This is a genomic window from Microbacterium sp. OVT16B (genome assembly GCF_019969705.1).
GTDB classification, from domain to species: Bacteria; Actinomycetota; Actinomycetes; order Actinomycetales; family Microbacteriaceae; genus Microbacterium; species Microbacterium natoriense.
On the sequence record NZ_JAHXZA010000001.1, the window covers coordinates 3549287 to 3573559 of the forward strand.

Below are 24273 nucleotides of genomic sequence, written 5' to 3' on the forward strand. Positions count from 1 at the left end.
TCTTCGGATGAACGCGCGTTTCTCGGAGGATTCCTGCCTGATCGTCCGAGATTCCTGCCATTCTCCGAACTCTCGCACGTTCACTCTTGACAGCCCTGGCTTTCTTCAAGAAAGTTAGCGGATGCCGCTCCGCTCCGACTGGTCCTCGGCGACCTGCCCGATCGCCCACTCCGCCGACGTGCTCGCCGACCCGTGGGTGCTGCTGATCCTGCGCGAGATGTTCTCCGGACGCACGCGCTTCGACCAGCTGCGCGCGGCCACCGGCGCCGCCGACTCCGTGCTCTCGCGGCGACTCACGGCCATGACCGACGCGGGTCTCATCGAGCGCGAAGACCCCGCGGCGGCGCGCGCCGGCTATCGGATGACGGATGCCGGACGCTCCACGCTTCCGATCCTGCACGCCTACGCCCGCTTCACCCAGGTCACCGACCCCGACGGGCCGTGGGGCCTCACGGTCACGTGCGGCCGATGCGGGGCGACCGCGGCATCCGTCGACTGGTGCGCGGTCTGCGCCGCTCCCCTCGATGCGGACATCACCCGATGGTCACGCCGCAGCATGGGCGGAGAGCCCTTCGCCCTCACCGGATCGAGCACGGCACCCGGCTCCACCGGGGCGAGCTCCCCCTCCGAGGCCACCGCGTCGAGCGCCGCATGACCGCCGAGTCCGTCGAGGAGCCGACCGGCACCCGCCGCCGCATCCACCCCGCCTGGATCGTCGCTCTCGTCGCCCTGATCGCGCTGATCGGCGCCGCGGGGTTCCGCGCCGCCCCCGGCGTGCTGATGCTCCCGCTCCAGGAGGAGTTCGGGTGGACCACGGCGGAGCTCTCCCTCGCCGTCACCGTCAACCTCCTGCTGTTCGGGCTCACCGCTCCGTTCGCCGCTGCGCTCATGCAGCGCTTCGGCATCCGCGCCGTGACCGTCACCGCATTGCTGGTCATCGGCGCGGGGTCCGCGCTCAGCGTCTTCGTCGCCACCCCGGCGCAGCTGATCCTGACGTGGGGTGTGCTGATCGGCCTCGGCACCGGGTCGATGGCCCTCGTCTTCGCCGCCACCATCACCGACACGTGGTTCGCCACCCGTCGCGGACTCGTCTCCGGCGTGCTCACCGCGGGCAGTGCGACCGGCCAGCTCATCTTCCTGCCCGTCATCGCGGCGACCGCCGAGGGCGTGGGCTGGCGTGCGGCCTCGCTCATCATCGCGGGAGGCGCTCTCGCCGTGGTCCCGCTCGTGTGGATCTTCCTGCGCAATCGACCGGCCGACCTCGGCGTCGGCCGGTACGGCGAGGCGACGCCGGTCGCGGCATCCGCTCCGGCTCCCCGCGGCAGCGCCTGGGGCGCGGCTCGACTCGCCCTCACGACGCTGCGCGACGCCGCCCGCACCAAGACGTTCTGGGCGCTGGCGATCGGCTTCGCGATCTGCGGCGCCACCACCAACGGCCTCATCGGCACGCACTTCATCCCCAGCGCCCACGACCACGGGATGCCGACGACCACGGCGGCCGGCCTCCTCGCCGTCGTCGGCGTCTTCGACATCGCGGGCACCGTGCTCTCGGGGTGGCTGACCGACCGGGTGAATCCCCGCATCCTGCTCGCGGCGTACTACGCGCTGCGCGGGGTGAGCCTGCTGTTCCTGCCGAGCCTGCTGTCGGCGTCGGTGCAGCCCAGCATCGTGGTGTTCATCGTGATCTACGGTCTGGACTGGGTCGCGACCGTGCCGCCGACGATCGCCCTGTGCCGCGAGGTCTTCGGCGAGCGGGGTCCGCTGGTCTTCGGCTGGGTGTTCGCCGCGCACCAGGTGGGCGCCGGCATCGCGTCGGTGCTCGCGGGCATGGTCCGCGACCACACCGGCCAGTACACGATCGCCTGGTTCGCCGCCGCCGGCCTGTGCGCCGTCGCCGCCCTCGTGAGCGGCACGATCCGCCGGCATCCCACCCCCGCCTCGCGCGCCTGACCCCGCGCCCCGTCTCGTCGCGTCTCGTCTCGTCTCGTCTCGGCGAGTTCACGAGTAGTCGGCGAGTGCGCGGCCTGCACACGCAAACTTCCCGTGCACTCGGCGAGTTCACGAGAAATCGGCGAGTTCACGAGAAGTCGGCGAGTGCACGGCCCGCACACGCGAACTTCCCGTGCACTCGGCGAGTGCACGGGAAGTCGACGGAGGATGCCGCGGACGCGACTCAGAGCACCTTCGAGAGGAAGTCCTTCAGGCGCTCGTTCTTCGGGGATCCGAACAGCTCGGAGGGAGGAGCCTCCTCGACGACCACGCCACCGTCCATGAACACGGTGCGACCGGAGACCTCGCGGGCGAAGCCCATCTCGTGGGTGACGAGCACCATCGTCATGCCGCCGGACGCGAGATCGCGGATGACCTGCAGCACCTCGCCCACCATCTCGGGATCGAGGGCGCTGGTCGCCTCGTCGAAGAGCATGATCTCGGGGTCCATCGCCAGCGCACGGGCGATGGCCACACGCTGCTTTTGACCGCCGGAGAGGGATGCCGGCTTCGCATCCGCCTTCTCCTTGAGCCCGACCCGGTCGAGCAGGGACAGCGCCCGTGCCCGGGCATCCGCCTTCGACAGCCGACCGAGCTCGATCGGCGCGAGTGTGATGTTCTCCAGCACGGTCATGTGCGGGAACAGGTTGAAGTGCTGGAACACCATGCCGATGCGCTGGCGCACCTCGTCGAGCTTGACGCTCTTGTCGGTCAGGTCGACGCCGTCGATGATGACGTGACCCGAGGTGGGCTCCTCGAGCTTGTTGAGGCAGCGTAGCAGCGTGGACTTGCCCGAGCCGGAGGGACCGATCACGGCGATGACCTCGCCGTCCTCCACCCGGAGGTCGATGCCCTTGAGCACGTGGTTGTCTCCGAAGGACTTGTGCAGGTCCCGGACTTCGATCTTGCTCATGCGGTGAACTTCCTCTCCAGGCGGTTGGCGAGCAGCGTGAGCAGCGTGATCACGACGAAGTAGATGAGGGCGACGATCGTCAGCACCTGTGCAGACAGGTAGGTCGAGGCGATGATCTGCCGCGACTGGAACGTCAGCTCGGCCAGGCCGATCACGCTGATCAGCGACGTGTCCTTGAGGGTGATGATGCCCTGGTTCACGAACGACGGGATCATGATGCGGAACGCCTGCGGCAGCACGACCTTCTGCATGGTCTTCCAGTGGCCGAGGCCGAGCGAGCGCGAGGCCTCGTTCTGGCCCGGGTCGACGGCCTGGATGCCACCGCGGATGATCTCGGTCATGTACGCGCCGGTGTTGAGCGACAGGGTGATCGCTCCGGCGACGAACGGGTTGAACGTCAGCCCGGGGAACAGCTGCGGGATGGCGAAGAACACGAAGAACGCCTGCACCAGGATCGGGGTGCCGCGGAACACGAAGACGTACGCGGTGGCGAGCCAGCGGAACAGGAAGAACCCGGAGATGCGGCCGAAGCCGAAGACGATGCCGAGCACGAACGCGGCGACCAGCGCCACGAGGGTCGCGAGGATCGTGAGCCACAGACCGCTCATGAGCGCCGGCCAGTACTTCACGGCCACCGAGATGATGTCGGTCGGCTGCGCCGACTCCTCGCCGCCGGAGAGGTACCGGTCGACGATCGTCTCGTACTCGCCCGACTTCTTGAGGTTCGCGAGGCCCTTGTCGAACATCTCGACCAGTTCGGGGTTCTGCCCCTTGTTCACCGCGAAGCCGTACTCGCCGCCGAGCTCCGGGTCGCCGACCAGACGGAAGCCCGACCCCTGCTGGATGCCGTAGGCGAGCACCGGGAAGTCCTCGAAGTAGCCGACGGCCTGGCCCGCCTTGACGGCGTCGACCATGTCGGTCGTGTCCTGGTACGGCGTGATGGTGAAGCCGTACTTCTTCTTGTTCTCCTCGGCGAAGGTCTGACCCTGGGTGCCGGTCTTCACGGCCACGGTCTTGCCGTCGAGGTCGTCGAGCGACTGGACGTCGCTGTCCTTCATCACTCCGAGCTGGATGCCGCTGGTGAAGTAGGGGTCGCTGAAGTCGAAGGTCTTCTTGCGCTCGTCGGTGATCGACATGCCGGCCATGACGGCGTCGACCTGGTTCGCCTGGAGCGCCTGGACGGCGGCGTCGAATCCGAGCTGACGGATCTCGACCTCGAAGCCCTGGTCCTTCGCGATCGCGCGGAGCAGGTCCATGTCGATGCCGACGAGCTGGCCGTCGGAGTTCGTGAACTCGAAGGGCGCGAAGGTGGTGTCGGTGCCGATGACGTACTTCTCATCGGCGGCGGTCGCCGCGGTCGGCGCGACGAGGAGGGCGCCGACGGCGAGGAACGCCGTGAGGACGGCTGCTCCCGCGGTGCGCCCGAACCTGCGCAGGCGCGCGGAGGCGGAGGAAGGATTGCGGATCACGACGGATGCTCCCGGGATCGACGACGACGACCGGTTGGCCGCCGACCAACAACCCTAGCCTCCGGTCGCGTTCTCGCACGCAGAACCGGCACAAGGGCCGGTGGGCTGACTACAGCGTGATCCAGTAGCGGCGCAGCAGCGCGTGCCCGCGCTCGGTCTGGTCGCTCACGTCCTGCAGCACACCGCCGGCGCCCTCGATCGTGCGGGCGGAGGCGACGTTGTCGTCGTCGCAGGTGACCAGCACGCGGTCCAGCCCGATCTCGCGCGCACGGTCGAGCGCGAGGGCCAGCGCCTTCGACGCGTAGCCCTGGCGGCGACGCGACTCCCGCACCGCGTAGCCGATGTGCCCGCCGGCCTCGCGGAGCCACTCGTTGAGGTCGTGGCGGAACGAGAGGAATCCGATCACCTCGGCGTCGTCGACGATCCAGTAGAGGTCGTTGTGCACGCGGTCCTCAGGAGGCGCGATCGAGGTGTCGGCGAGCCGTGCGGCATCCGCGATCAGCTCGTCGAGGGTGACCCGCCCCGGGATGACAGGGGCCTGCAGACCCGAACCGTCGATGTGACCTCCGCCGAACTCCGCCACGGCGGCGGCCCAGCTGTCGTAGAGGTCGGTCGTTGGTCGGATGAGCGCGATCGTCATCACCCGATGACATCACACGCGCTCGCTCTCGCCAAACCCGTCCGCCCTACCAGCCGCCGACGCCCCACCCGACACCGACGCCCCACCTGTCTGTCGTGCGTCAGGTGGGGCGTCGGAACTCGGAGGGGGGACGTCGAGACGCGGATGCCGGGAATCCGGTGCCGCGTCAGGGCGTCAGCCCTTCCCTCCCGGCGCGGCCGCGGGCTCGGACTCGTAGCGTCCGAGGAACAGCGACGCGACGAGGGCGACGACCATGACGCAGGCCGGCAGCAGGATCGCCTGCGCCATTCCCGCGGAGAACCCGTCGGCGACCTGCGGGGGCAGCGCGCCTCCGGTGCCGATGCCTCCGGCCGCGTCGGACAGTCCGGGGAGGTTGGCCTCCAGCCGCGACTGCATGAACGCCGCGATGGATGCCGAGCCGATCACCGATCCGATCGTGCGGGTGGTGTTGTAGATGCCCGCACCGGCGCCGGCCTGGCGCGGCGGGAGCTTGCGGGTCGCCGTCGTCGCGAGGGGACCCCACATGCCGGCGTTGCCGATGCCCATCAGGGCGGACGGGAGCAGGAACATCCAGATCGGGGTGTCCATGTTGATCAGCGCCGAGTACCAGACGAGGGCGATGCCCACGCAGAGCAGACCGGGCACCAGGATGATGCGCGGATCGACGCGATCGAGCAGCTTGCCCGCGAACGGCGCGAGCACTCCGGACAGCACCGCCATCGGGATCAACAGCAGCGCCGCCTCGGTCGGGGTGAGGCCGCGTGCGATCTGCAGGAAGAACATCATCGGCAGCGACATGCTCGTCACGGTGAAGCCGACGGCGGCGATCGCGACGTTGGCTCCCGAGAAGTTGCGGTCGCGGAACAGGTCGAGGGGCACCAGCGGCTCGCTGCGCGTGCGGGCCTGCTGCACGATGAACAGGGCCAGCACGACGAGGCCCGCGATGATGAGGCTCCACACGGAGATCGGGCCCCAGATGACGCCCCACTTGAACTTCTCGCCCTCCTGCAGTCCGAAGACGAGGAGGAAGAGGGCGACGGCGCTGAGCACGACGCCGAGCACGTCGAAGCGATGCGGGTGCGTGGCCAGCTTGGGCACGTAGATCCACGCCAGCACGAAGCCGATCACGCCGACGGGCAGGTTCACGAAGAAGATCCACTCCCAGCCGAGGCCGTCGACGAGCAGGCCGCCGACGAGCGGGCCGACGAGCGTCGCCACACCGGCGGTCGCGCCCCACAGCCCCATCGCGGCTCCCCGACGCTCGGCGGGGAACGTGCGCGTGATGACCGCCATCGTCTGCGGCGTCATGAATGCGGCGCCGAGCCCCTGCACGGCGCGGGCCACGATCAGCCCTTCGAGCGTCGTCGACAGGCCGCACCACAGGGAGGCGAGCGTGAAGACGGCGAGGCCGATGAGGTAGATGTTCTTCGGCCCGAAGCGGTCGCCGAGGCGCCCGGTGATGAGCAGCGGAACGGCGTAGGCGAGGAGGTAGGCGCTGGTGACCCACACGACGTTGTCGAGGTTGTTCGTCGTCGGGTCGAGGGCGGCCTTGATGGCCGGGTTCGCCACCGAGACGATGGTCGTGTCGACGAGGATCATGAAGAAGCCGATGACCAGCGCCCACAGAGCGGGCCAGGGGCTCTTCGGCCGGTGGCCGACGGAGTAGGTGCCGGTGGACGGCCCTGAAGACGAGGGGGCGGATGCCGCGGCCCCGGTGGATTGAGATTCAGTCATTCTGTGCGGCCTTTCGCTGGGCGAGATAGCGTTCGGTGTCTTCGAAGGCGTGCGGTCCCCAGGGGAACGCGGCGGCCTCGAGACGGGTGAGGAGGGAGTCGAGCCAGCGGAGCTCTGCGTCGAGCAGCATCTCCTGGCGTTCGAACTCGACGAGGACCTGTTCGGGGACCCCGTTGGCGCGGGCCCCGCGCAGCCCGTCGCTGTGCTGCGTGTGGGCATCGGCGAGAGCCGCCCGCCGGATGCGGAGGCTGTCGATCGCGTCGGGTCGTTCGAGGTTGTGCGCCTCGGCGAGCGCGATGCGGAAGTCGGACGGACGGTCGATGCGCGACAGCTCGCGCCGCACCCAGCCGATGACCGCCTCACGGCCCTCGGCGGTCAGCGTGTACGTGGTGCGCTCCGGCCTGTTGCCGTCGCGATCCACACCGACCTCGTCGAGCAGTCCTGCCCGCTGGAGGCGCGCGACCGTGTGATAGAGCGTGCCGTTCGTGATCGGGAGCAGGCGATCGTCGCGGCGCGCGCGCATCAGCCGCACCATCTCATAGGGGTGCATGTCGCCCTCGCGCAGCAGCGCGAGCACCATCACCCCCATCGGGGTGAGCTTGTCGACGGCATCCGGCATTGTTAGTCCATTCCAATTAGTCCACGTGGACTATACGCCCGATACGACCCCGACGGCAAGCTCGGATCAGCGCAGCGCCACCTCGAGCTGCGCCTCGGTGAGCGGACGGTCCGCGTAGACCAGACGCATCACCGCGGGGTCAGGGTTTCCGGCATCCGGACCGCGATGCACCAGCTCGAGTCCCAGCTTCTCCGCGACGTGCGCCGACGCCGTGTTGTGCTCGACGAGATAGGCGATGAGCGGCCACTCCGGGACGCGTTCGCGCGCGAGCTCGACCCCCGCCCGCGCGAGCTCGGTCGCATACCCGCGCCCGTGGTGGTCGGGCGCGATCCGGTACCCGACGTTCCACACCGCTCCCTCGGTGCCGAACCCCCGCACCGAGCTTCCGCCGTTGCCGACCATCTCCCCGGTCTCGCGCAGCCGCGCCACGAAGGACCCGAGTCCGGCATCCGCCCACCCCTCCTCCCACTTCCGCATCATCGCCAGCGTCGGCTCCGTGTCGAGATGCCGCAGGGACGGGAAGTGGGTCCACACACGGGGGTCGTTGTGGATCGCGAAGACCTCATCGAGGTCGCTGGGCGCCGGTCGCGTGAGCACCAGACGCTCGGTGAAGAACTCCTCAGGCATGCCCTCACGCTACGACCACCCTCCGACACCGGGATAATGGCTGGGTGAGCGAAGCACAGAGCATCCCCGGCTGGCGGCACGTCTACTCCGGCAAGGTCCGCGACCTGTACGCCTCGGAGGATGCGGCGGACACGCGCATCCTCGTCGTGGCGTCCGACAGGGTGAGCGCGTTCGACTACGTGCTGTCCCCCGGCATCCCCGAGAAGGGAGCCCTGCTCACCCGCCTCAGCCGCTGGTGGTTCTCCGCGCTCTCCGATGTGCCGAACCATCTCGCGGAGGGCGAGATCCCGGCGTCCGTCGCCGATCGCGCCATGCTCGCGCAGTCCCTCGAGATGCTGCCGATCGAGTGCGTCGTGCGCGGCTACATCACCGGCACCGGCTGGGCCGAGTACCAGGAGAGCGGCACCGTGTGCGGCATCCCGCTCCCCGCCGGTCTGCAGAACGGCGACCGCCTGCCCGAGCCGCTGTTCACCCCCGCCTACAAGGCGCCGATGGGAGAGCACGACGAGAACATCACCTTCGAGCGGGTCGTCGAGCTGGTCGGCGCCGAGCGCGCCGCCGAGCTGCGAGACGTCTCGCTGGCCGTATACGGCCGGGCCGCCGCGATCGCCGAGGAGAAGGGCCTGATCCTCGCCGACACCAAGTTCGAGTTCGGGACGGATGCCGACGGCGTCCTGCGCCTCGCCGACGAGGTGCTCACGAGCGACTCCTCCCGGTACTGGGATGCCGAGGCCTGGGCCGTCGGCACCACTCCGAGCGCGCGGATGGCGAGCTTCGACAAGCAGATCGTGCGCGACTGGCTGGCGCTGCACTGGGACAAGCAGGGCGAACCGCCCGCGCTGCCGAAGGACGTCGTCGAGCGCACCGCCGCCCGCTACCGCGAGCTGATCGAGCGCCTCGGAGCCTGAGTCGCGGCATCCGGCGCACCCAGGCAACACTCAGGAATCGGTAGTGTGGCTCCAGCACTCCGACACCCCCGACCCTGAGGAGCCCGCAATGCCCCTGTGGAAGCTGCACGGAGACGGCCGCACCGTCGCACCCGGCGCCGTCGTGCGCCCCGATGAGCGCCTGAACTGGCCCGGCACGATCGCGATCGGCGTCCAGCACGTCGTCGCGATGTTCGGCGCGACGTTCCTCGTCCCCATCCTCACCGGGTTCCCGGTGTCGACGACGCTGCTCTTCTCGGGCGCCGGAACCCTGCTGTTCCTGCTGCTGACCCGCAACAAGCTGCCCAGCTACCTCGGCTCGTCGTTCGCGTTCATCGCCCCGATCACCGCGCTCAACGGCGGCAAGGCCCTCGAGTCGGCCGAGCAGATCACCCAGGCGCTCGTCGGCGTCGTCGCCGCGGGTGTGCTGCTCGCCGCGATCGGCTTCCTCGTGCAGGCCGTCGGCACCGGCTGGATCGACAAGCTCATGCCCCCGGTCGTGGCCGGGTCCATCGTCGCCCTGATCGGCTTCAACCTCGCGCCGGCCGCCTGGGGCAACTTCCAGAAGCAGCCGGAGCTCGCGACGGTCACCCTCGCCGCCGTCGTGCTCTTCAGCGTGCTGTTCCGCGGGTTCCTCGGCCGCATCTCGATCTTCCTCGGCGTGGTCGTCGGCTACATCGTCGCCCTCTTCACCGGACAGGTGAAGTTCGACGGCGTCGCGGAGGCCGCCTGGATCGGCCTTCCCGACTTCCACCTCGCCGCCGTCGGCGACCCGAAGGCGTGGGCGCTGGTGCCGATGTTCCTCCCCGTCGTGCTCGTGCTCATCGCCGAGAACGTCGGCCACGTGCGCGGCGTCGCGACCATGACGAACGACCCGGGGATCAACAAGCACACCGGGCGCGCCCTCGTCGCTGACGGCCTCGCGACCACTCTCGCCGGCGGCTTCGGCGGCTCTGGCACCACCACCTACGGCGAGAACATCGGCGTCATGGCGGCGACCCGCGTCTACTCGACGGCGGCGTACTGGGTGGCCGGCATCGTCGCGATCCTCCTCGCGTTCTCGCCGAAGGTCGGCGTGATCTTCAACAGCATCCCCGCCGGCGTCCTCGGTGGCGTGACGACGGCGCTGTACGGCCTCATCGGCGTCATCGGCATCAAGATCTGGGTCGACAACCGCGTGGACTTCTCGCGTCCGGTCAACCAGTACACGGTCGCCGTGTCGTTCGTCATCGCGATCGCCGGCTTCATGATGAGCTGGGGCACGTTCCAGCTCGGCGCCATCGTGCTGGGCACGGTCGCCGCTCTGGTCATCTACCACCTGGGCAACGCGATCGCCCGCTGGCGCCGGAGCGGCGCCGACGACGGCGGCCCCATCCCCGCGGTCGGCCCGCTCGGCGGCGACCCCGCCTGACCCGCCTGGAGGGGCACGGATGCCGCGGCATCCGTCCCCCTCTGCGCACCTCAGCCCACCGTGCCCGTGTCGGGGCACACCGCACCGGACGCGCGCGGACGCGGCTCGCCCCGCCGCGGAGGCATCGCCAGCGGCAGCGGCTCCTCGGGCTCCGGCAGCCCGTAGCTGCGGCGCACCCAGCGCCGCGCGTCCTCCAGCGGATAGGTGTCTCCGAAGACGGCGAACTTCACGAACACGCCCTCGAGCAGGCTGCGCAGCATGACCTCCTCGAGACCAGGGTCTGCCGCGCCGCGCGCGCGGAACAGGTCGCGCACGGCGTCTTCCGTCGCCGTCACCGCATCGGCGTGACGCCGCTCGGATTCGGCGAACAGCCGGTGCGTCGCGGGCTGCTGCTGCATCGCGAGGACAGCCCGCTGCAGGGGCACCGCGAAGGCCGTGGCCATGAGGGCGCCGTCGATCACGGCGGCGAGCGCCTCGTCCGGCGTGCCGTCGACGCGGGCGAACGAGAGCACGGTCTCGAACCAGCGGTCGATCACGGCGGAGACCAGCTGCTCCTTGCCGCCGAAGTGGTAGTTCACGAGCCCCTGGGCGACACCGGCCCTGGAGGTGATCTCGGCGATGCTGGCGCCGGCCACTCCTCGCTCGGAGAACAGGGTGATCGCAGCCTGGAGGATGTTCTCCCGCGCCCTCTCCCTGGCGATGCGGTTCTGCTCATCGGAGCGTGCCACGAGGCATCCTCCTCTGCGATGCGGACGAGTGTCTTTGCTGAACGGCCCCCACCGTATAGATTACTCACTGAATAATCGTTCAATCTATGAGGATCGGTCAGATCCCCCACTTCCAGGAGCCCCCATGCATCCCCTCGCCCGCGTCGATCTCAACGACCTCGGCTCCCTGATCGAGTGGCTCATCTCGCAGTGGTGGGTGTGGGCGATCGTCGGCGCCGTGGTGCTCTTCTTCATCGTGGTCTGGCTCATGCCCGGCTTCAAGGTCAAGGCCGATGAGAAGTTCTCCACCACCGACACCGAGGCCAACGAGATCGCTCTCGGCCTCCTGCAGATCGTGAACCTCCCGTCCGGGCACTGGAACGACCCGACGGCGTCGATCCTCGGCGACCGCGAGAAGAAGGTGCTCGTCGACCAGTGGGGCGTCCCCACGCGCCAGGACTGGCTCGACAACATCGAGCGCCTCGTCACCGTGCGCCGCCGCCGCGAGATGTGGGTCCTCTACCTCGCCGTGCGCGCGCAGCTCGCCGAGCAGCTCGGCCGCGTCCCCAAGGCGAAGGAGTGGCTGAACGCGATCGTCGCCGAGGGCGGGGACAAGCGCGATGCGCGCACGTTCGTCACCTCGATCGAGTACACCGAGGGTCTCATCCGCAAGCGCGTCGGCAAGGACATCGTCACGCCCGACCTGTTCGTGAAGACCCTCGACGGCTACGCGCTCGGCCAGGCCGTGGGCATGACCACGTGGGGTGTGGCGCTCGGACACGGCGACGTCGCCGAGGCGCGCCAGATCATCCACCGCATCAACGTCGAGGGCCGCCCCGCCTTCTCGTCGTGGGCGGACTTCGGCCTCAGCTACATCGCCGGCCGCGTGATGCACTGGAGCGACGGCAAGGTCGAGGAGAAGTCCTTCGACAAGTTCGGCGACGGGTGCGTCGACTTCCAGGCCGCGGCCACCGCGAAGCGCAACGGTCCGTGGGCGACGCTGTCATGGAGCCTGTGACCGTAGACCTCGACCCTCTTCGACGAGGGGCCGGCTTCCGCGACATCCTCGCGTACGAGCGCATCTGCCGCACGCCGCTGCACCGCCGCTTCGTGTTCATCCTCGTCGCGGTGCTGCTGTTCGCCGTGGCGATGCTCGGGGCGCTCTGGTTCCTCGGACGCAGCGACATCCTCGCCGTCGCGCCGATCCTCGGGGTGTTCGTGGTGGGCTACACGGTGCTCGCCGCCGTGGGGTTCGTCTGGTACGCGATCGGGCTGGGCCGCAGAGTCAAGGTGGCGGCGTTCGCCTGGCGCAACGGCTGGGCCTATGCCGATCTCCTGGAGAGCACCCGGCGCCCCGGCGCGGCGTTCGCCCGCGTGAACCGAGGACAGGAGCGCGCGGTCGTCGCCTGCGACGACGAGCGGATGCCGTTCGAGCTGGGCATGCACCACTCGGTGGCGCGCGGCCAGGAGGCGGCGACGATCCAGCGTCCCTTCGCCTTCATCGAGCTGCCGCTGCCGTCGGCGGTGCCCCACATCGTGCTGGCGAATCGCCGACGCAGCATCATCCCCACCCTCGGTCTCGGCCGTGGCGCGGCGAAGATGCAGCTCGAGGGCGAGTTCGCGTCGGTGTTCCGCCTGATCGTGCCTGAGGGATACCAGCAGGACGCGCTCTACATCTTCACGCCCGACCTCATGGCCCGCGTGCTCGATCTCGGCTCCGGCGCGGAGATCGAGCTCGTCTCCGACCGTCTCTACGTGTATCTGCCGGCGCGGACGCGCTTCGACCGCGCCGACACGATGGCCGCGGCCGTGGTCCTCGCCGAGGATTTCCACCGTCGCTTCGCCGCGCGCACCGAGCTGTATCGCGACGACAACGCCGGCGAGCTCGCCGCCAGGGCCGGCGTCTCGGTCGGCCTGCGCGGACAGCGCCTCGGCGGCAGCGGCGTCTCGGTGATCGCGATCGCCGCGACAGCCGGCGTGCTGCTGCTCTCCGCCGGGGTGACGGCGTTCTCGCTGTTCGGCGGAGACATCCTGCGCACCCTCACCGGGTGACCCAGACCCACGGGTGCGGACCTGGCCGGGGGGCATAACAAATGTCCGCACCCGTGTTCCCCTCTTCCTCGACGGACGTCAGACATCGACGTCCGTCGAGCCCGGTCGACACCTTCGGCCAGGCTGAGCGCACGCAATTGTTTACCTGAGTACAAGAATTCGTGGGCACGCCGTCGCCGACCTTGACCCGCTCGAATCGACGCGGTTACCGTGAGCGGGCTTCGGCACGGCGGCGGCGCAAGGAAGCCCGTCCTCCGGATCGGAGTCCGCTCGCCGACCGGGCGTGCGGCATCGCTCAGATCGAAAAGGATCATCCATGCGACTCACGAGAACACTCGCGCTCGCCGCCACCGCGGCAGCAGCGCTCTGCATCGGCGCGGTCATCCCGGCCGCCGCTGCGACCAGTCCGGACGACGGCTCCGACGTGCCCACCTTCCAGGAGTTCGCCGCGTCGACCTTCCGGGACGTCGACGGCAGCTACATCGTCAACGGAGACGAGGTGATCTCCAACCGCGGCGAGCTGCGGAAGTTCTACGACGTGCTCGTGGGCCCGGCGACACCGATCGACGGCCTCATCGTCAACACGGTCAGCGGCACCGACGACAAGTGGTCGGCGCAGCAGGTCGGCAACCTCACGTACTGCGTCAGCACCGCCTTCGGCACCCGTCACGCAGACGTCGTGAACGCCATGGCCAGCGGCGCCGCTCTCTGGGAGGCCGCATCGTCGAAGATCAAGTTCCAGTACGTGAGCAGCGCCGACGGCAACTGCACGACGCGCAACAAGTCGGTCGTGTTCTCGGTCGAGCCCGTGCAGACGACGCAGTACATCGCCCGCGCGTTCTTCCCGAGCACGCCGGACCGCCAGCAGAACGTCCTCATCGACGACTCGATCTGGAGCTCGGGCTCCTGGACCCCGACGAACATCCTCGGCCACGAGCTCGGGCACGTCCTCGGTTTCCGGCACGAGCACACCCGTCCGGAGTCCGGCACCTGCTTCGAGGACAACAACTGGCGCCCGCTGACCCCGTACGACTCGGCGTCGATCATGCACTACCCGCAGTGCAACGGCTCGTCCGACGACCTGTCGATGACCAGCACCGACCGCGCGGGCATCGTCGCGCTGTACGGAAACTGAGGCCCCTCGCCCAACACGGCGTGACGTCTCAGCGGGGGTCCGGCCCATTCGGCCGGGCCCCTTCTGCGCGCAGACGCGGAGAGACCGCCGCCGGGAGCGCCGCCACCACACCTCACGCCGAGGCGCGCACCACCAGCTCGGTCGGCAGGATCGTCGACCGCGGAGCCTCGCGCCCCGCGAGCACGTCGAGCAGGACGGATGCCATCGCCTCGCCCTGCGCGTACATCGGCTGCTGCACGGTCGTCAGCGGCGGATCCACCGCGACCGCCACCTGAGAGTCGTCGAACCCGACGATCGCAACGTCCTCGGGGATCCGGATGCCCGCCGAGCGGAGCACGCGCATCACACCCCTGGCCATGAGGTCGCTCGCGACGAACACGGCATCGGGGAGCGGCGAACCCGCGGCGAGAAGACGTCGGGCGGCTTCCGCCCCTCCCTCCTCGGTGAAGTCGCCGTCGAGCTCCGCGGCCGGGGGGATGCCGGCATCCGCCAACGCGTCCCGGAAACCCTGTACGCGGTCGACCGCCGCGGGCATGCTGAGCGAACCCGAGATCGTGGCGATCCGCCGGTGACCCCGGTCGAGCAGATACTGCGTCGCCATGCGGCCGCCCAGCACGTTGTCGACGTCCACCACGTAGTCGCCGGGGCGCGCGCGCACCGGGCGTCCGCCGAACACGACGGGGACGGCCTCGGCGATGCGGTCGACGAAGGAGTCGCTGGTGTGGTGCGACACGATGATCGCACCGTCGACGCCTCCGTTGCGCACGAATCCGGCGGTCTTCGCGCCGCCCTCCTCGCTCGCGATCAGGAGGTTGAGGATGTAGTCGGACCTCGTCATCCTGGCGCTGATGCCCGAGACGATCGTCGCGAAGAACGGGTCGCCGAAGAAGCGCGTGGTGTCCTCCGGCACGACCAGGGCGATCGCGTTCGTCTGCCTGCTGGCGAGCGTGCGGGCCGCGGGGTTGGGCACGTAGTGCAGCTGGGCGATCGCGTCCTGCACCGCGGCGAGCGCCTCGGGGCTCACGGACGTCGAACCGTTCACCACGCGGGACACGGTCGAGCGCGACACCCCCGCCGCCGCCGCGACCTCCTCGATCGTCGCCCTGACCATCGCCTGCTCCCCGCTCTGATGCTGTCGCGGCAGCAGCCTCAGACGGCGCGCGCTGCGATGATCCGAGCGTACTGGAGGCCGGAGTCCTTGACGACGCGCTCCTGGGTGTCGTACTCGACCCGCACGATGCCGAAGCGCTTCTCGTACCCCCACGCCCACTCGTAGTTGTCGAGCAGGGACCAGTAGAAGTAGCCGCGCACGTCGACGCCCGCATCGATCGCGTCGCGCACCGCGGAGACGTGCGCGACGAGGAACGCGGTGCGATCGGCATCCGGCACCGTGTCGCCCTGGCGGACGTCGTCGTAGGCGGCGCCGTTCTCCGTGACGTACAACGGGATGCCGGGGGCGTATTCCGACCCGACCCGCTGCAGCAGACGCGTCAGACCCTCAGGCTGCACCTCCCAGCCCATGCCCGTCCGGGGCAGCCCGCGCTCGACCCAGTGGATGCCCTCGTGCGAGGGGAACGGGGAGGCGACGGCCCGCTCGGTCGGGGCGTCTCCCGCCGGCGGCTCCTCGGCCGGGGCGGTGCCGGCGAGCAGCTCCCCGTGGTAGTAGTTCACGCCGAACGCGTCGAGCGGAGACGAGATCGCCTCCATGTCGCCCGGCTGCACGGCCTGCTCCCACCGGGCGACAGCGGAGGAGTCGACGGTGCGGAAGTCGCGGATGACGTCGGCGGGGTAGGCGCCGCGGAAGATCGGGTCGAGGAACCAGCGGTTGAACTGCCCGTCGATGCGGCGGGCGGCGTCGACATCGCCGGGGGCGTCGGGGTCGGCCGGGTCGGCCACCGTGAGGTTCAGCGTGACGCCGAGATCGAGGGAGGAGTCGCGCGAGCGCAGCTCCTGCACGGTCTTCCCGTGGGCGAGCAGCAGATGGTGCGCGGCGAGCATGCCGTCTCCGACGTCCATCCGCCCTGGGGCGTGGATGCCGGCCGTGTACGACAGGAACGACGAGCACCACGGCTCGTTGAGCGTCGTCCAGTACCGCACCCGGTCGCCGAGCGCGTCGTGCATGGTGCCCGCGTACTCCAGGAAGCGGTCGACGGTGTCGCGGCTGGTCCAGCCGCCCTGTGCCTCCAGCGCCTGCGGCATGTCCCAGTGGTACAGCGTGAGCCAGGGCACGATGCCGGCATCCAGCAGCTCATCGACCAGTCGACTGTAGAAGTCGACGCCCTTCTCGTTGACCGCGCCGCCGTCTGGCCGCACCCGCGACCACGACGTGGAGAAGCGGTACGTCTGCAGCCCGAGCTCCTTCATCAGCGCGACGTCCTGCGGGTAACGGTGGTAGTGGTCGCACGCGACGTCGCCGTCGTCGCCGTTGATCACCGCGCCGGGCACGCGCGCGAACGCATCCCAGATCGAGGCCGTGCGGCCGTCCTCGAAGGCGGCGCCCTCGATCTGATAGGCCGCGGTGGCGGCGCCGAACAGGAACTCCTGAGGGAAGGGGCGGGTCATAGGGGTCATCCTTTCACCGCGCCCGCCATGATGCCACTGACCAGCTGCCGACCCGCGAACACGAAGAGCAGCAGGAGCGGGATGGTCGAGAGCAGCACTCCGGCGAGCACGATCGAGTAGTCGACGAAGTGATTCGACTGGAGCAGGGAGAGCGCGACGGGCAGGGTCGGGTCCTGCCGGTCGAGCACGATGAACGGCCAGAAGAAGTTGTTCCACGCCGACACGAACGTGAACAGCGCGAGCATGGCCGCAGCGGGACGGGCGGCCGGCACCCCGATGGTCAGGAACGTCCGGAACGAGGAGGCGCCGTCCATGCGCGCCGCCTCGATGAGCTCGTCCGGCACGGCCTGGGTGAGGTACTGGGTCATCCAGAAGACGCCGAACGCGCTGGTCAGAGCGGGAACGATGATCGCTCCGGGGGTGCCGGTCCAGCCGAGCTCGCTGAACAGCACGTACAGCGGCACCACGCCGAGCTGCGTCGGCACGGCCATGGTCCCGACGACGAAGGCGAGCAGCCAGCCGCGGCCCTTGAACTTCAGCTTCGCGAACGCCCAGCCCGCGAGCGTGGAGAAGAACACGACGGATGCCGCGATCAGGGCGGACGTGTAGATCGAGTTCCACAGCGCGCGCCAGAAGTTCACGGCCGGGTCGTTCACGACCTCCAGGGCGTTCTGGATGAAGTTGCCCCCGGGGATCCAGGAGCGGTTCGGGTCGCGCAGCGTGTACGCGTCGCCCGAGCCGATGAGGAAGGACCAGTAGAAGGGGAAGAGGCTGCTCAGCAGCACCACCCCGAGGGCCCCGTACACGAACCACCCCGGTCGGGAGCCGCGGATGCGGCGGGTGCGACCGGCTCCTCTCCTCGGCGACACGGGCGCCCGGTCGTCTGCGGCGTCGCCGGCGGAGGCATCCGTCCTGTCGATCACGGTCATGAGCGCTTCCCCTCGCTGCGCACCAGGGCGCGGGTGATGAGCAGGTTGATCGCGCCGATGACGAGCACGATGAGGAACAGGATCCAGGCGAGCGCCGAGGCCCTGCCGAAGTTCCACTCGCCCCAGCCGATGTTGTAGAGGTACAGGGTGATCGTCAGCCACTGGCTGTCTGCGCCGCCGGTTCCGTACTGGTCGTACATGCGCGGCTCGTCGAAGATCTGCAGACCGCCGATCGTGGAGGTGATGATCACGAAGATCAGGGTCGGCCGGAGACTCGGCAGCGTGATCGCGAAGAACTGGCGCACGGCGCCGGCCCCGTCGACCGTCGCGGCCTCGTAGTAGTCGCGCGGGACGGCCTGCATCGCGGCGAGAAGGATGAGGGTGTTGTAGCCCGTCCAGCGGAAGTTCACCATCGTCGCGATGGCGATGTGGCTCGCGAAGGCGTTCGAGTGCCACGGCACGGGGCCGAGGCCGATGCCCTCCAGCAGGCTGTTCACCAGACCGTACTTGTCGCCGAAGAGATTCGAGAAGATGAGGGCCACGGCGACCGGCGCCATCACGTAGGGCACCAGCACGCCCATGCGCCAGAAGGTCTTGGCCCGGATGTTGCGGTCGAGCATCGCGGCGATGAACACCGCGGCGATGAGCTGCGGGACGCTCGACAGCACGAAGATGCTGAACGTGTTGCGCAGCGCGATCCAGAACTTCGGCTGGCCGAGCACATAGGCGTACTGCTCGAAGCCGATCCAGGTTCCGGTGCCGCGCACCTGATCCCAGTCCATGAACGAGATCACGGCGGTGTAGGCGATCGGGAACAGCCCGACGATCAGGAACAGGATGAAGAACGGGGAGATGTAGAGGTAGGGCGAGAGCCTCAGGTCCCAGCGCGAGAGCCGCGCTGACCCGAAGCCGAATCGCCTCGGCGGTGCAGTGGTGGTCATGTCGAGTCCTCAGTCGTGGGTCCGGGCCGTCGGGCGGGGGCGGTCTCCCCGCGGGTCGTCGAGCGAGCGCAGCGAGACGACACGCGCCCGCTCGACGACCCGGGAGTCCGGCTACTTCAGCGCCTTGACCTCTTCGGTCCACTGGGTCCAGGACGCATCGGCATCCTGCGTGCCCTCCTCGACACGGGTCAGGGCCTTCTGCATCGCGTCGTTGATCTGGAAGTAGAAGGCGCCCTTGAACGGGGCGACCGTGACGGCCTGTGCGCGCTCCGAGAGGATCTGACCGGTCGGGGCGTCGTTGAAGAACGCGTTGGTGGCGCCGAGCAGCGCGTCATCCGTGAGCGCGTCGTTCTGGCTCGGGAAGGTGCCCGCGTTCGAGAACGCCTTGATCTGCTGCTCGGGGGCGGTCAGCCAGTCGGCGAGCTCCTGCGCGGCCTTGACGTTGGCGCCGTTCGCGGGGACGGTCAGGTACGACCCGCCCCAGTTGCCTCCGCCGCCGGGGAAGACGTTGGCGATGTCCCAGCCGGTGACGTCCTTGGCGTTGCCCTCGATGACGCCGAGCATCCATCCGGGGCAGAGCATGGTCGCGAAGGAGCCGTTGGCGAGCCCCGCCATCCAGTCGTCCGACCACTGACCGAGGTGCGCGGACTGGGTGGCGGATGCCGTGAGCACCTGGTCGTAGATGTCCTTGACCTCGTCGTTGTCGGTGGCGATGATGTCGCCCGACTTCGGGTCCTCGTAGGCCGCCTCGACCTGGTTGATCATGCCCTGGTAGGTGCCGCCGGCCGAGTCGAAGAAGGCCTTGCCGGTGGCGTCGGTGTACTGCTGGCCGACCTCGAAGTAGCGCGCCCAGTCGCCCTCGAGGAGCTTGGCGACCTCGTCGCGGTCGGTGGGGAGCCCCGCGGCGGCGAACAGGTCGCTGCGGTAGCAGACGCCCTCCGGGCCGATGTCGGTGCCGTAGCCGATGAGGTTGCCGTCCTTGTCGGTGGCGGCCGCCGTCTTCCAGTCCAGCCAGCGGTCCTTGAGGCCGTCGTCGACGGGTGCGAGCAGGTCGGAGTACTTCATGACCTCCGGCAGCCAGTCGACCTCGATGGCCTCGATGTCGGCGAGGCCCTTCTTGCCGAGCTTCTGAAAGTAGTTCTCACGGGCCTCGTTGCTGGTCGCGGCCCGGTTGTGCACGATCTTCACGTTCGGGTGCTCGTCCATGTACTCCTGGAGGAGCTCATCGGTGTAGCCGAAGTCGTTGAAGGTCGCGACGGTGAGGGTGATCTCGCCGCCGGATCCGCCGGACTCGGCGGCGCCTCCGGCGCAGCCGGCGAGAGCGAGGGCGGAGACGGAGGCGACGGCGGCGACCGTCGTCAGTCTGCGTGCATGCGTATTCACGGGGCACTCCTTTGTGTGCGTGGTGGGGATGTTCGTGGTGCGGGGTGATCCGTTCATGGGAGCGCTCCCACGAACTTCTGAGCACTCTATGGGAGCGCTCCCACGGGTGTCAAGCGCGGGCCGGCGCCTCCGAGATCCGGTCACTCGCCCGAGATCCGGTCCTTTCCCCCGCCGTCATCCGCATCTCGGGCCAGCATCCGGATTCCGGCGGATGCCGGCGGTTCCGGCGGATGCCGGCGGATGCCGGCACGCCGAGTAGCCTTGACCGGTGCCCGAACTCTCCCCCGCCCTCACCCGCGCAGAAGCACTGATCCGCTCCATCCCGGACTATCCGGAGCCCGGCATCGTCTTCCGCGACATCACGCCCCTCCTGGCCGACGCCGAGGCGCTGCGCGTGACGACCGAGGCGATCATCGAGCCCTTCGCTGGTCAGTTCGACGTCGTCGCCGGCATCGAGGCGCGCGGGTTCATCCTGGCCGGGGCCGCGGCGATCGCGGCCGGAGTGGGACTCATCCCGATCCGCAAGGCCGGCAAGCTCCCTCGACCAGCGGCATCCGTCGACTACGCCCTCGAGTACGGCACCGCGACGATCGAGATGCACGACGACCTCCCCGCGGGGTCGCGCGTGCTGCTCATCGACGACGTGCTCGCCACCGGCGGCACCCTCGCGGCGGGCCGCGAACTGGTCGAGCGCCTGGGCAGCCACGTCATCGGCATCTCGGTGCTGTTCGAGATCGACGGGCTCGGCGGCCGCGAGGCCATCGGCGACCTGCACACCGTCTTCCACGCCTGACCCGCCCTCCGCCCAGCGGCGTCGACGTCGCGTGCAATCGCCGAGTGCACGGCATCCTCGCGTCCGCATCCCGTTCACTCGACGACGTCCCGTTCCCTCGGCGACATCACGTGAGGTCGGCGGGGACCCGCGAAAAGGCGGTGCGCGCGAGCCGGTAGACTGAAACCGCCCGTCCTCCCACGACTTCCGGAGCCGTCATGCCCACCATCGTCGTCGACGTCATGCCCAAGCCCGAACTGCTCGACCCGCAGGGGAAGGCCGTGTCCGGAGCATTCACCCGCCTGGGCGTCGAGGGCTTCACCGCCGTCCGCATCGGCAAGCGCTTCGAGCTCACCGTCGAGGGCGAGGTCACCGACGAGGTCCTCGCCGAGGCCCGACGCATCGCGGACGAGGTGCTCTCCAACTCCGTGATCGAAGACGTCGTCGGCATCGAGGTCGCCGAGTGACCGTCCGCATCGGGGTCGTCACCTTCCCCGGTTCGCTCGACGATCGCGACGCGCAGCGCGCCGTGCGCATCGCCGGCGCCGAGCCCGTCGCCCTCTGGCACGGCTCGCACGATCTCGACGGCGTCGACGCGCTCGTCCTCCCCGGCGGCTTCAGCTATGGCGACTACCTGCGTGCAGGCGCCATCGCCGCGCTCTCGCCGATCATGTCGGAGGTCAAGGATGCTGCGGCCAAGGGCATGCCGATCCTCGGCATCTGCAACGGATTCCAGATGCTCGTCGAGGCGCACCTGCTGCCCGGCGGCCTGATCCGCAACGACCACCAGCACTTCGTGCGCCGCGACCAGCGGCTCACGGTCGAGAACTCCGACACCGCGTGGACGAACACGTTCCGCACGGGTCAGGAGATCGTCATCCCGCTGAAGAACGCCGACGGCGGCTACATCGCCGACGAGGAGACGCTCGACCGCCTCGAGGGCGAGGGCCTCGTCGCCTTCCGCTACGCGGGCGTGAACCCGAACGGATCTCTCCGCGACATCGCCGGCCTCACGAACGAAGCCGGCAACGTCGTGGGGCTCATGCCGCACCCCGAGCACGCCACCGAGCCCGGCTTCGGACCCGACACGGCGGCCGCCATGCGCTCCGGCGTCGACGGCGTCGGCTTCTTCGCGAGCGCGATCGCCGCGGTCGCGCGCGTCGCCGCCTGATCAGCCTTCCGAAGACGGATGCCGCAGCTGCGGCATCCGTCTTCGTCGTTGCGGGGCCCGGTCAGCAAGTCGGGAGGCTGCCCGCCGGCCAGGACCCGGGCAGTCGTCCGGTGAGCCGCCGGTCGGCGGGACCCGCTCGGTCGACGGGACCGGCCAGTCAGCGGGAACCGGCCAGTCGACTGGACCCTTCAGTCGGCGGGGCCCAGCCAGTCGGCGGAGCCCGCTCAGTCAGCCGGGACCGGCCAGTCGGCGGGGCCCCGGGTCAGTCGGCCGGGAGGCGAAAGGGATCGTCGCCCGCCGCCGCGAGCAGGTACCACGCCGTCGTCCCCGTGTGCAGGCTCGCGTAGTAGAGGTCGCCGAACCCGGAGTCCAGGCCGTCGCTCGAGGTGGCGACGATGCCCTTGCCGTCGCCGTTCGGGGCGTCGCGCTGCGCGAGGCGGATGCTGTTCAGCAGACTCTCCACTCGATCGGCGTCTCCTGCGCCGGCGCGGAGCCGGAGCGACAGCGCCAGGTGGCCGGCACCCTCGAACCACACCTTCGAGACGTCGACGTCGCTGATCGAGGGCCCCTGGTACGGGCCGTCGGTCGCCATGAGGTTCGTGAGGGTCCAGTCCAGCGCAGCTCCGTAGCGGCTGTCTCCCGTGGCGAGCGAGCTCCAGGTCTGCGCGTCGAGCGGTATTGGATGCGTGTTGACGGTGGAGCCGTCGAGAAGGGTGCCGGTGTCGACGTGTCCGTCCTGCCCCTGCATCGCGGCGACGAATCCGGATGCGACGGCCGCCCTGTCGGCCCACACCGCGTCGCCGGTGAGCTGCGCCAGCTGGGTGAAGAAGCCCGCCACGTCGGCGTTGTGCTCCGTCGACTTCCAGGTCAGGGAGGCGCCGGCATCCGTCTGCCCTCCCGTGTACCCGTAGGGGGCTCTGGTCATGTCGGCCGTGTTCGTCTGGATCCACCCGCCGATCCGCAGCGCCCCGTCGAGGTACCGCTGATCCCCGGTCGCGTGGAAGAGCCGAGCGAGGGCCATCCCGACCCAGGCCTCGTTGCCGGTGAAGGTTCCGGGCCCGGTGATCTCCACCCGCCCCTGTCGGATCCCGTGCGGTTCGTAGGAGGTCCTGACGCGGCCGTCGCCGATGGGGTCGTTCGCCTGCACGAAGAGCAGCGTGTCGCCGACCGTCCGCGCGCGGCGGAGGTCGTCGGGCAGCCCTCGGGCGGTGTACGCGATCACGACCAGGGCGTCGTCGTACACGAACGACGGCGTGAAGTCCCAGCTCGGGGTGGTGAAGAACCCGCCCTGGTAGCTGCGGGGCAGGCAGTGTCCGTCGCCGTCGCAGAACTCGTCGACGCGCGCATCGAGGAACTCGTAGGCCCGCGCGACCGACAGCGCGGGGTCGAGCGGGGTCACGTCGGCCGCCGAAGGGTCGTGCATCGTGACGACGGCGGATGCTGCCGGCGCCGCTCCCCCGACCGCAGCCGCGACGACGAGCGCGGCGACGACGGCCCACAGCGCGGAACGACGCGGAGAACCCGGCATGGAGACCTCTCGGACTCAGCCGCGGTCCACGGGCGCGGACGCGCGGACGACCAGGAGGTCGTGTTCAGAATCCTGGCATGCTGGTTGACAACGGGGTAGCGGCGAAGGTCCAGCATCCCCTGTCCGTTCGTCGAATGCCGACGCCGCGACCGAGGAGACGCCATCGCGATCAGCTCTCCGAGGACTAGCCGAGTGCGGGCGGCCACACGCCGATCAGCACGGCCATGACCACCACGGTCACGAGCTCGTGCGCGATGTTCATGGTGGTCAGCGCGGTCGGGCGCCCCTCGAACGCGTCGTGGGTGATGAAGCGCGCGGCGGTGAATCCGGCCCACAGCGTGACCGAGGTGATGATCGCGCCCCAGAAGAACGATCCTCCGTAGAAGTGCCAGGCGATGGCGGATGCTCCAGCCAGCACCCACGCCGTGATGAAGCTCACGATCACGGTCGTGATGATCGCCATCGTCGCGCTCGATCCGGGGCGGTCCATGTCGACGTTCGCCAGCTTCGACCACCGCGTGCCGAACACCTTCGGCGCGTACCAGATCGACCCGACGAGCATGCTCGACGCGGTCGCCAGAAGGACGGCCCAGTAGTTGATCTCGGGAACCATGACAGCCTCCACTCGTCGGATGCCGCCACACTACTCCCCGGCATCCCCCTGGCCGCGGGTCGCCTCGCCGACGGTGGGACACGCCTGCACGATCCCGCGACGCCGTCCCGCCTGCGCGATCCCGCCTCCACTCCGCCCACACGGATGCAACA

At 69.5% G+C, this 24273-nt stretch carries 24 protein-coding genes; 10 read left to right on the forward strand and 14 right to left on the reverse strand.

The window, feature by feature from the left end:
- Positions 1-121: 121 nt before the first annotated feature.
- Positions 122-655: a helix-turn-helix domain-containing protein gene (locus LC438_RS16690; RefSeq protein WP_223587237.1), complete on the forward strand. Its 534-nt coding sequence runs from the start codon at positions 122-124 to the stop codon at positions 653-655.
- Positions 652-1950 carry an MFS transporter gene (locus LC438_RS16695; protein ID WP_223587238.1) on the forward strand — a complete coding sequence of 433 codons (1299 nt, stop codon included), beginning with the start codon at positions 652-654 and terminating at the stop codon, positions 1948-1950. Before LC438_RS16690 ends, LC438_RS16695 begins: the two co-directional genes overlap by 4 nt.
- Before the next feature lie 223 nt (positions 1951-2173).
- On the opposite strand, the gene LC438_RS16700 is transcribed toward LC438_RS16695, so the two are convergent.
- The 6 genes from LC438_RS16700 to LC438_RS16725 form a co-directional block, all read right to left on the reverse strand.
- The gene (locus tag LC438_RS16700) at positions 2174-2902 is read right to left on the reverse strand and encodes an amino acid ABC transporter ATP-binding protein (protein WP_105673225.1); all 729 of its coding nucleotides are present in this window, start codon (positions 2900-2902) and stop codon (positions 2174-2176) included.
- Positions 2899-4371 carry an amino acid ABC transporter substrate-binding protein/permease gene (locus tag LC438_RS16705; RefSeq protein WP_223587239.1) on the reverse strand — a complete coding sequence of 491 codons (1473 nt, stop codon included), beginning with the start codon at positions 4369-4371 and terminating at the stop codon, positions 2899-2901. The genes LC438_RS16700 and LC438_RS16705 overlap by 4 nt, the downstream gene beginning before the upstream one ends.
- 109 nt (positions 4372-4480) lie before the next feature.
- The gene (locus LC438_RS16710) at positions 4481-5011 is read right to left on the reverse strand and encodes a GNAT family N-acetyltransferase (protein WP_105673223.1); all 531 of its coding nucleotides are present in this window, start codon (positions 5009-5011) and stop codon (positions 4481-4483) included.
- 174 nt (positions 5012-5185) lie between these two features.
- Positions 5186-6745 (reverse strand): DHA2 family efflux MFS transporter permease subunit, encoded by a 1560-nt coding sequence (locus tag LC438_RS16715; protein ID WP_223587240.1) that lies wholly within the window; start codon positions 6743-6745, stop codon positions 5186-5188.
- Positions 6738-7364 carry a PadR family transcriptional regulator gene (locus LC438_RS16720; RefSeq protein ID WP_223587241.1) on the reverse strand — a complete coding sequence of 209 codons (627 nt, stop codon included), beginning with the start codon at positions 7362-7364 and terminating at the stop codon, positions 6738-6740. Before LC438_RS16720 ends, LC438_RS16715 begins: the two co-directional genes overlap by 8 nt.
- A 66-nt stretch (positions 7365-7430) precedes the next feature.
- Positions 7431-7991: a GNAT family N-acetyltransferase gene (locus LC438_RS16725; protein ID WP_223587242.1), complete on the reverse strand. Its 561-nt coding sequence runs from the start codon at positions 7989-7991 to the stop codon at positions 7431-7433.
- Between the two features lie 44 nt (positions 7992-8035).
- Between LC438_RS16725 and LC438_RS16730 the strand changes: the two genes are divergently transcribed.
- Together LC438_RS16730 and LC438_RS16735 are read left to right on the forward strand one after the other, a co-directional pair.
- Positions 8036-8899, forward strand: coding sequence for a phosphoribosylaminoimidazolesuccinocarboxamide synthase (locus LC438_RS16730; protein ID WP_223587243.1), 864 nt, complete (start codon positions 8036-8038; stop codon positions 8897-8899).
- 88 nt (positions 8900-8987) lie between these two features.
- Positions 8988-10328: a uracil-xanthine permease family protein gene (locus LC438_RS16735; protein ID WP_223587244.1), complete on the forward strand. Its 1341-nt coding sequence runs from the start codon at positions 8988-8990 to the stop codon at positions 10326-10328.
- Positions 10329-10378: 50 nt separating this feature from the next.
- On the opposite strand, the gene LC438_RS16740 is transcribed toward LC438_RS16735, so the two are convergent.
- Entirely contained in the window at positions 10379-11056 is a 678-nt protein-coding gene (locus tag LC438_RS16740) for a TetR/AcrR family transcriptional regulator (protein WP_223587245.1), read from the reverse strand.
- A 124-nt stretch (positions 11057-11180) separates the two neighbouring features.
- Here LC438_RS16740 and LC438_RS16745 point away from each other — a divergent pair, with 124 nt between their 5' ends.
- The 3 genes from LC438_RS16745 (at position 11181) to LC438_RS16755 (ending at position 14222) form a co-directional block, all read left to right on the forward strand.
- Positions 11181-12053 (forward strand): DUF1266 domain-containing protein, encoded by an 873-nt coding sequence (locus LC438_RS16745; RefSeq protein ID WP_181155837.1) that lies wholly within the window; start codon positions 11181-11183, stop codon positions 12051-12053.
- Positions 12041-13087 (forward strand): hypothetical protein, encoded by a 1047-nt coding sequence (locus tag LC438_RS16750; RefSeq protein ID WP_223587246.1) that lies wholly within the window; start codon positions 12041-12043, stop codon positions 13085-13087. The genes LC438_RS16745 and LC438_RS16750 overlap by 13 nt, the downstream gene beginning before the upstream one ends.
- 316 nt (positions 13088-13403) lie before the next feature.
- Positions 13404-14222 (forward strand): M57 family metalloprotease, encoded by an 819-nt coding sequence (locus LC438_RS16755; protein ID WP_105673214.1) that lies wholly within the window; start codon positions 13404-13406, stop codon positions 14220-14222.
- Between the two features lie 112 nt (positions 14223-14334).
- On the opposite strand, the gene LC438_RS16760 is transcribed toward LC438_RS16755, so the two are convergent.
- The 5 genes from LC438_RS16760 to LC438_RS16780 all read right to left on the reverse strand — a co-directional run bounded on the left by LC438_RS16760 (position 14335) and on the right by LC438_RS16780 (position 20037).
- Positions 14335-15333 (reverse strand): LacI family DNA-binding transcriptional regulator, encoded by a 999-nt coding sequence (locus LC438_RS16760; protein ID WP_105673213.1) that lies wholly within the window; start codon positions 15331-15333, stop codon positions 14335-14337.
- A 38-nt stretch (positions 15334-15371) separates the two neighbouring features.
- Entirely contained in the window at positions 15372-16784 is a 1413-nt protein-coding gene (locus LC438_RS16765) for a GH1 family beta-glucosidase (protein WP_223587247.1), read from the reverse strand.
- A 5-nt stretch (positions 16785-16789) separates the two neighbouring features.
- Entirely contained in the window at positions 16790-17713 is a 924-nt protein-coding gene (locus LC438_RS16770; protein ID WP_105673211.1) for a carbohydrate ABC transporter permease, read from the reverse strand.
- Positions 17710-18654: a carbohydrate ABC transporter permease gene (locus tag LC438_RS16775; protein WP_105673210.1), complete on the reverse strand. Its 945-nt coding sequence runs from the start codon at positions 18652-18654 to the stop codon at positions 17710-17712. The genes LC438_RS16770 and LC438_RS16775 overlap by 4 nt, the downstream gene beginning before the upstream one ends.
- 111 nt (positions 18655-18765) lie before the next feature.
- Positions 18766-20037 (reverse strand): ABC transporter substrate-binding protein, encoded by a 1272-nt coding sequence (locus LC438_RS16780; RefSeq protein ID WP_105673209.1) that lies wholly within the window; start codon positions 20035-20037, stop codon positions 18766-18768.
- Between the two features lie 268 nt (positions 20038-20305).
- Here LC438_RS16780 and LC438_RS16785 point away from each other — a divergent pair, with 268 nt between their 5' ends.
- The 3 genes from LC438_RS16785 (at position 20306) to purQ (ending at position 21980) form a co-directional block, all read left to right on the forward strand.
- Entirely contained in the window at positions 20306-20830 is a 525-nt protein-coding gene (locus LC438_RS16785; protein WP_223587248.1) for an adenine phosphoribosyltransferase, read from the forward strand.
- A gap of 197 nt (positions 20831-21027) precedes the next feature.
- Complete coding sequence (purS, locus tag LC438_RS16790; protein ID WP_105673207.1) at positions 21028-21276, forward strand: phosphoribosylformylglycinamidine synthase subunit PurS; 249 nt, start codon at positions 21028-21030, stop codon at positions 21274-21276.
- Positions 21273-21980: a phosphoribosylformylglycinamidine synthase subunit PurQ gene (gene purQ / locus LC438_RS16795; RefSeq protein ID WP_105673206.1), complete on the forward strand. Its 708-nt coding sequence runs from the start codon at positions 21273-21275 to the stop codon at positions 21978-21980. Before purS ends, purQ begins: the two co-directional genes overlap by 4 nt.
- A gap of 262 nt (positions 21981-22242) precedes the next feature.
- Here the strand turns inward: purQ and LC438_RS16800 are convergent, their stop codons facing one another.
- Positions 22243-23508 (reverse strand): hypothetical protein, encoded by a 1266-nt coding sequence (locus LC438_RS16800; RefSeq protein WP_223587249.1) that lies wholly within the window; start codon positions 23506-23508, stop codon positions 22243-22245.
- 184 nt (positions 23509-23692) lie between these two features.
- On the reverse strand, positions 23693-24121 hold the full coding sequence (locus tag LC438_RS16805) for a DUF1761 domain-containing protein (protein WP_223587250.1): 429 nt from the start codon (positions 24119-24121) through the stop codon (positions 23693-23695).
- Positions 24122-24273 lie beyond the last annotated feature (152 nt).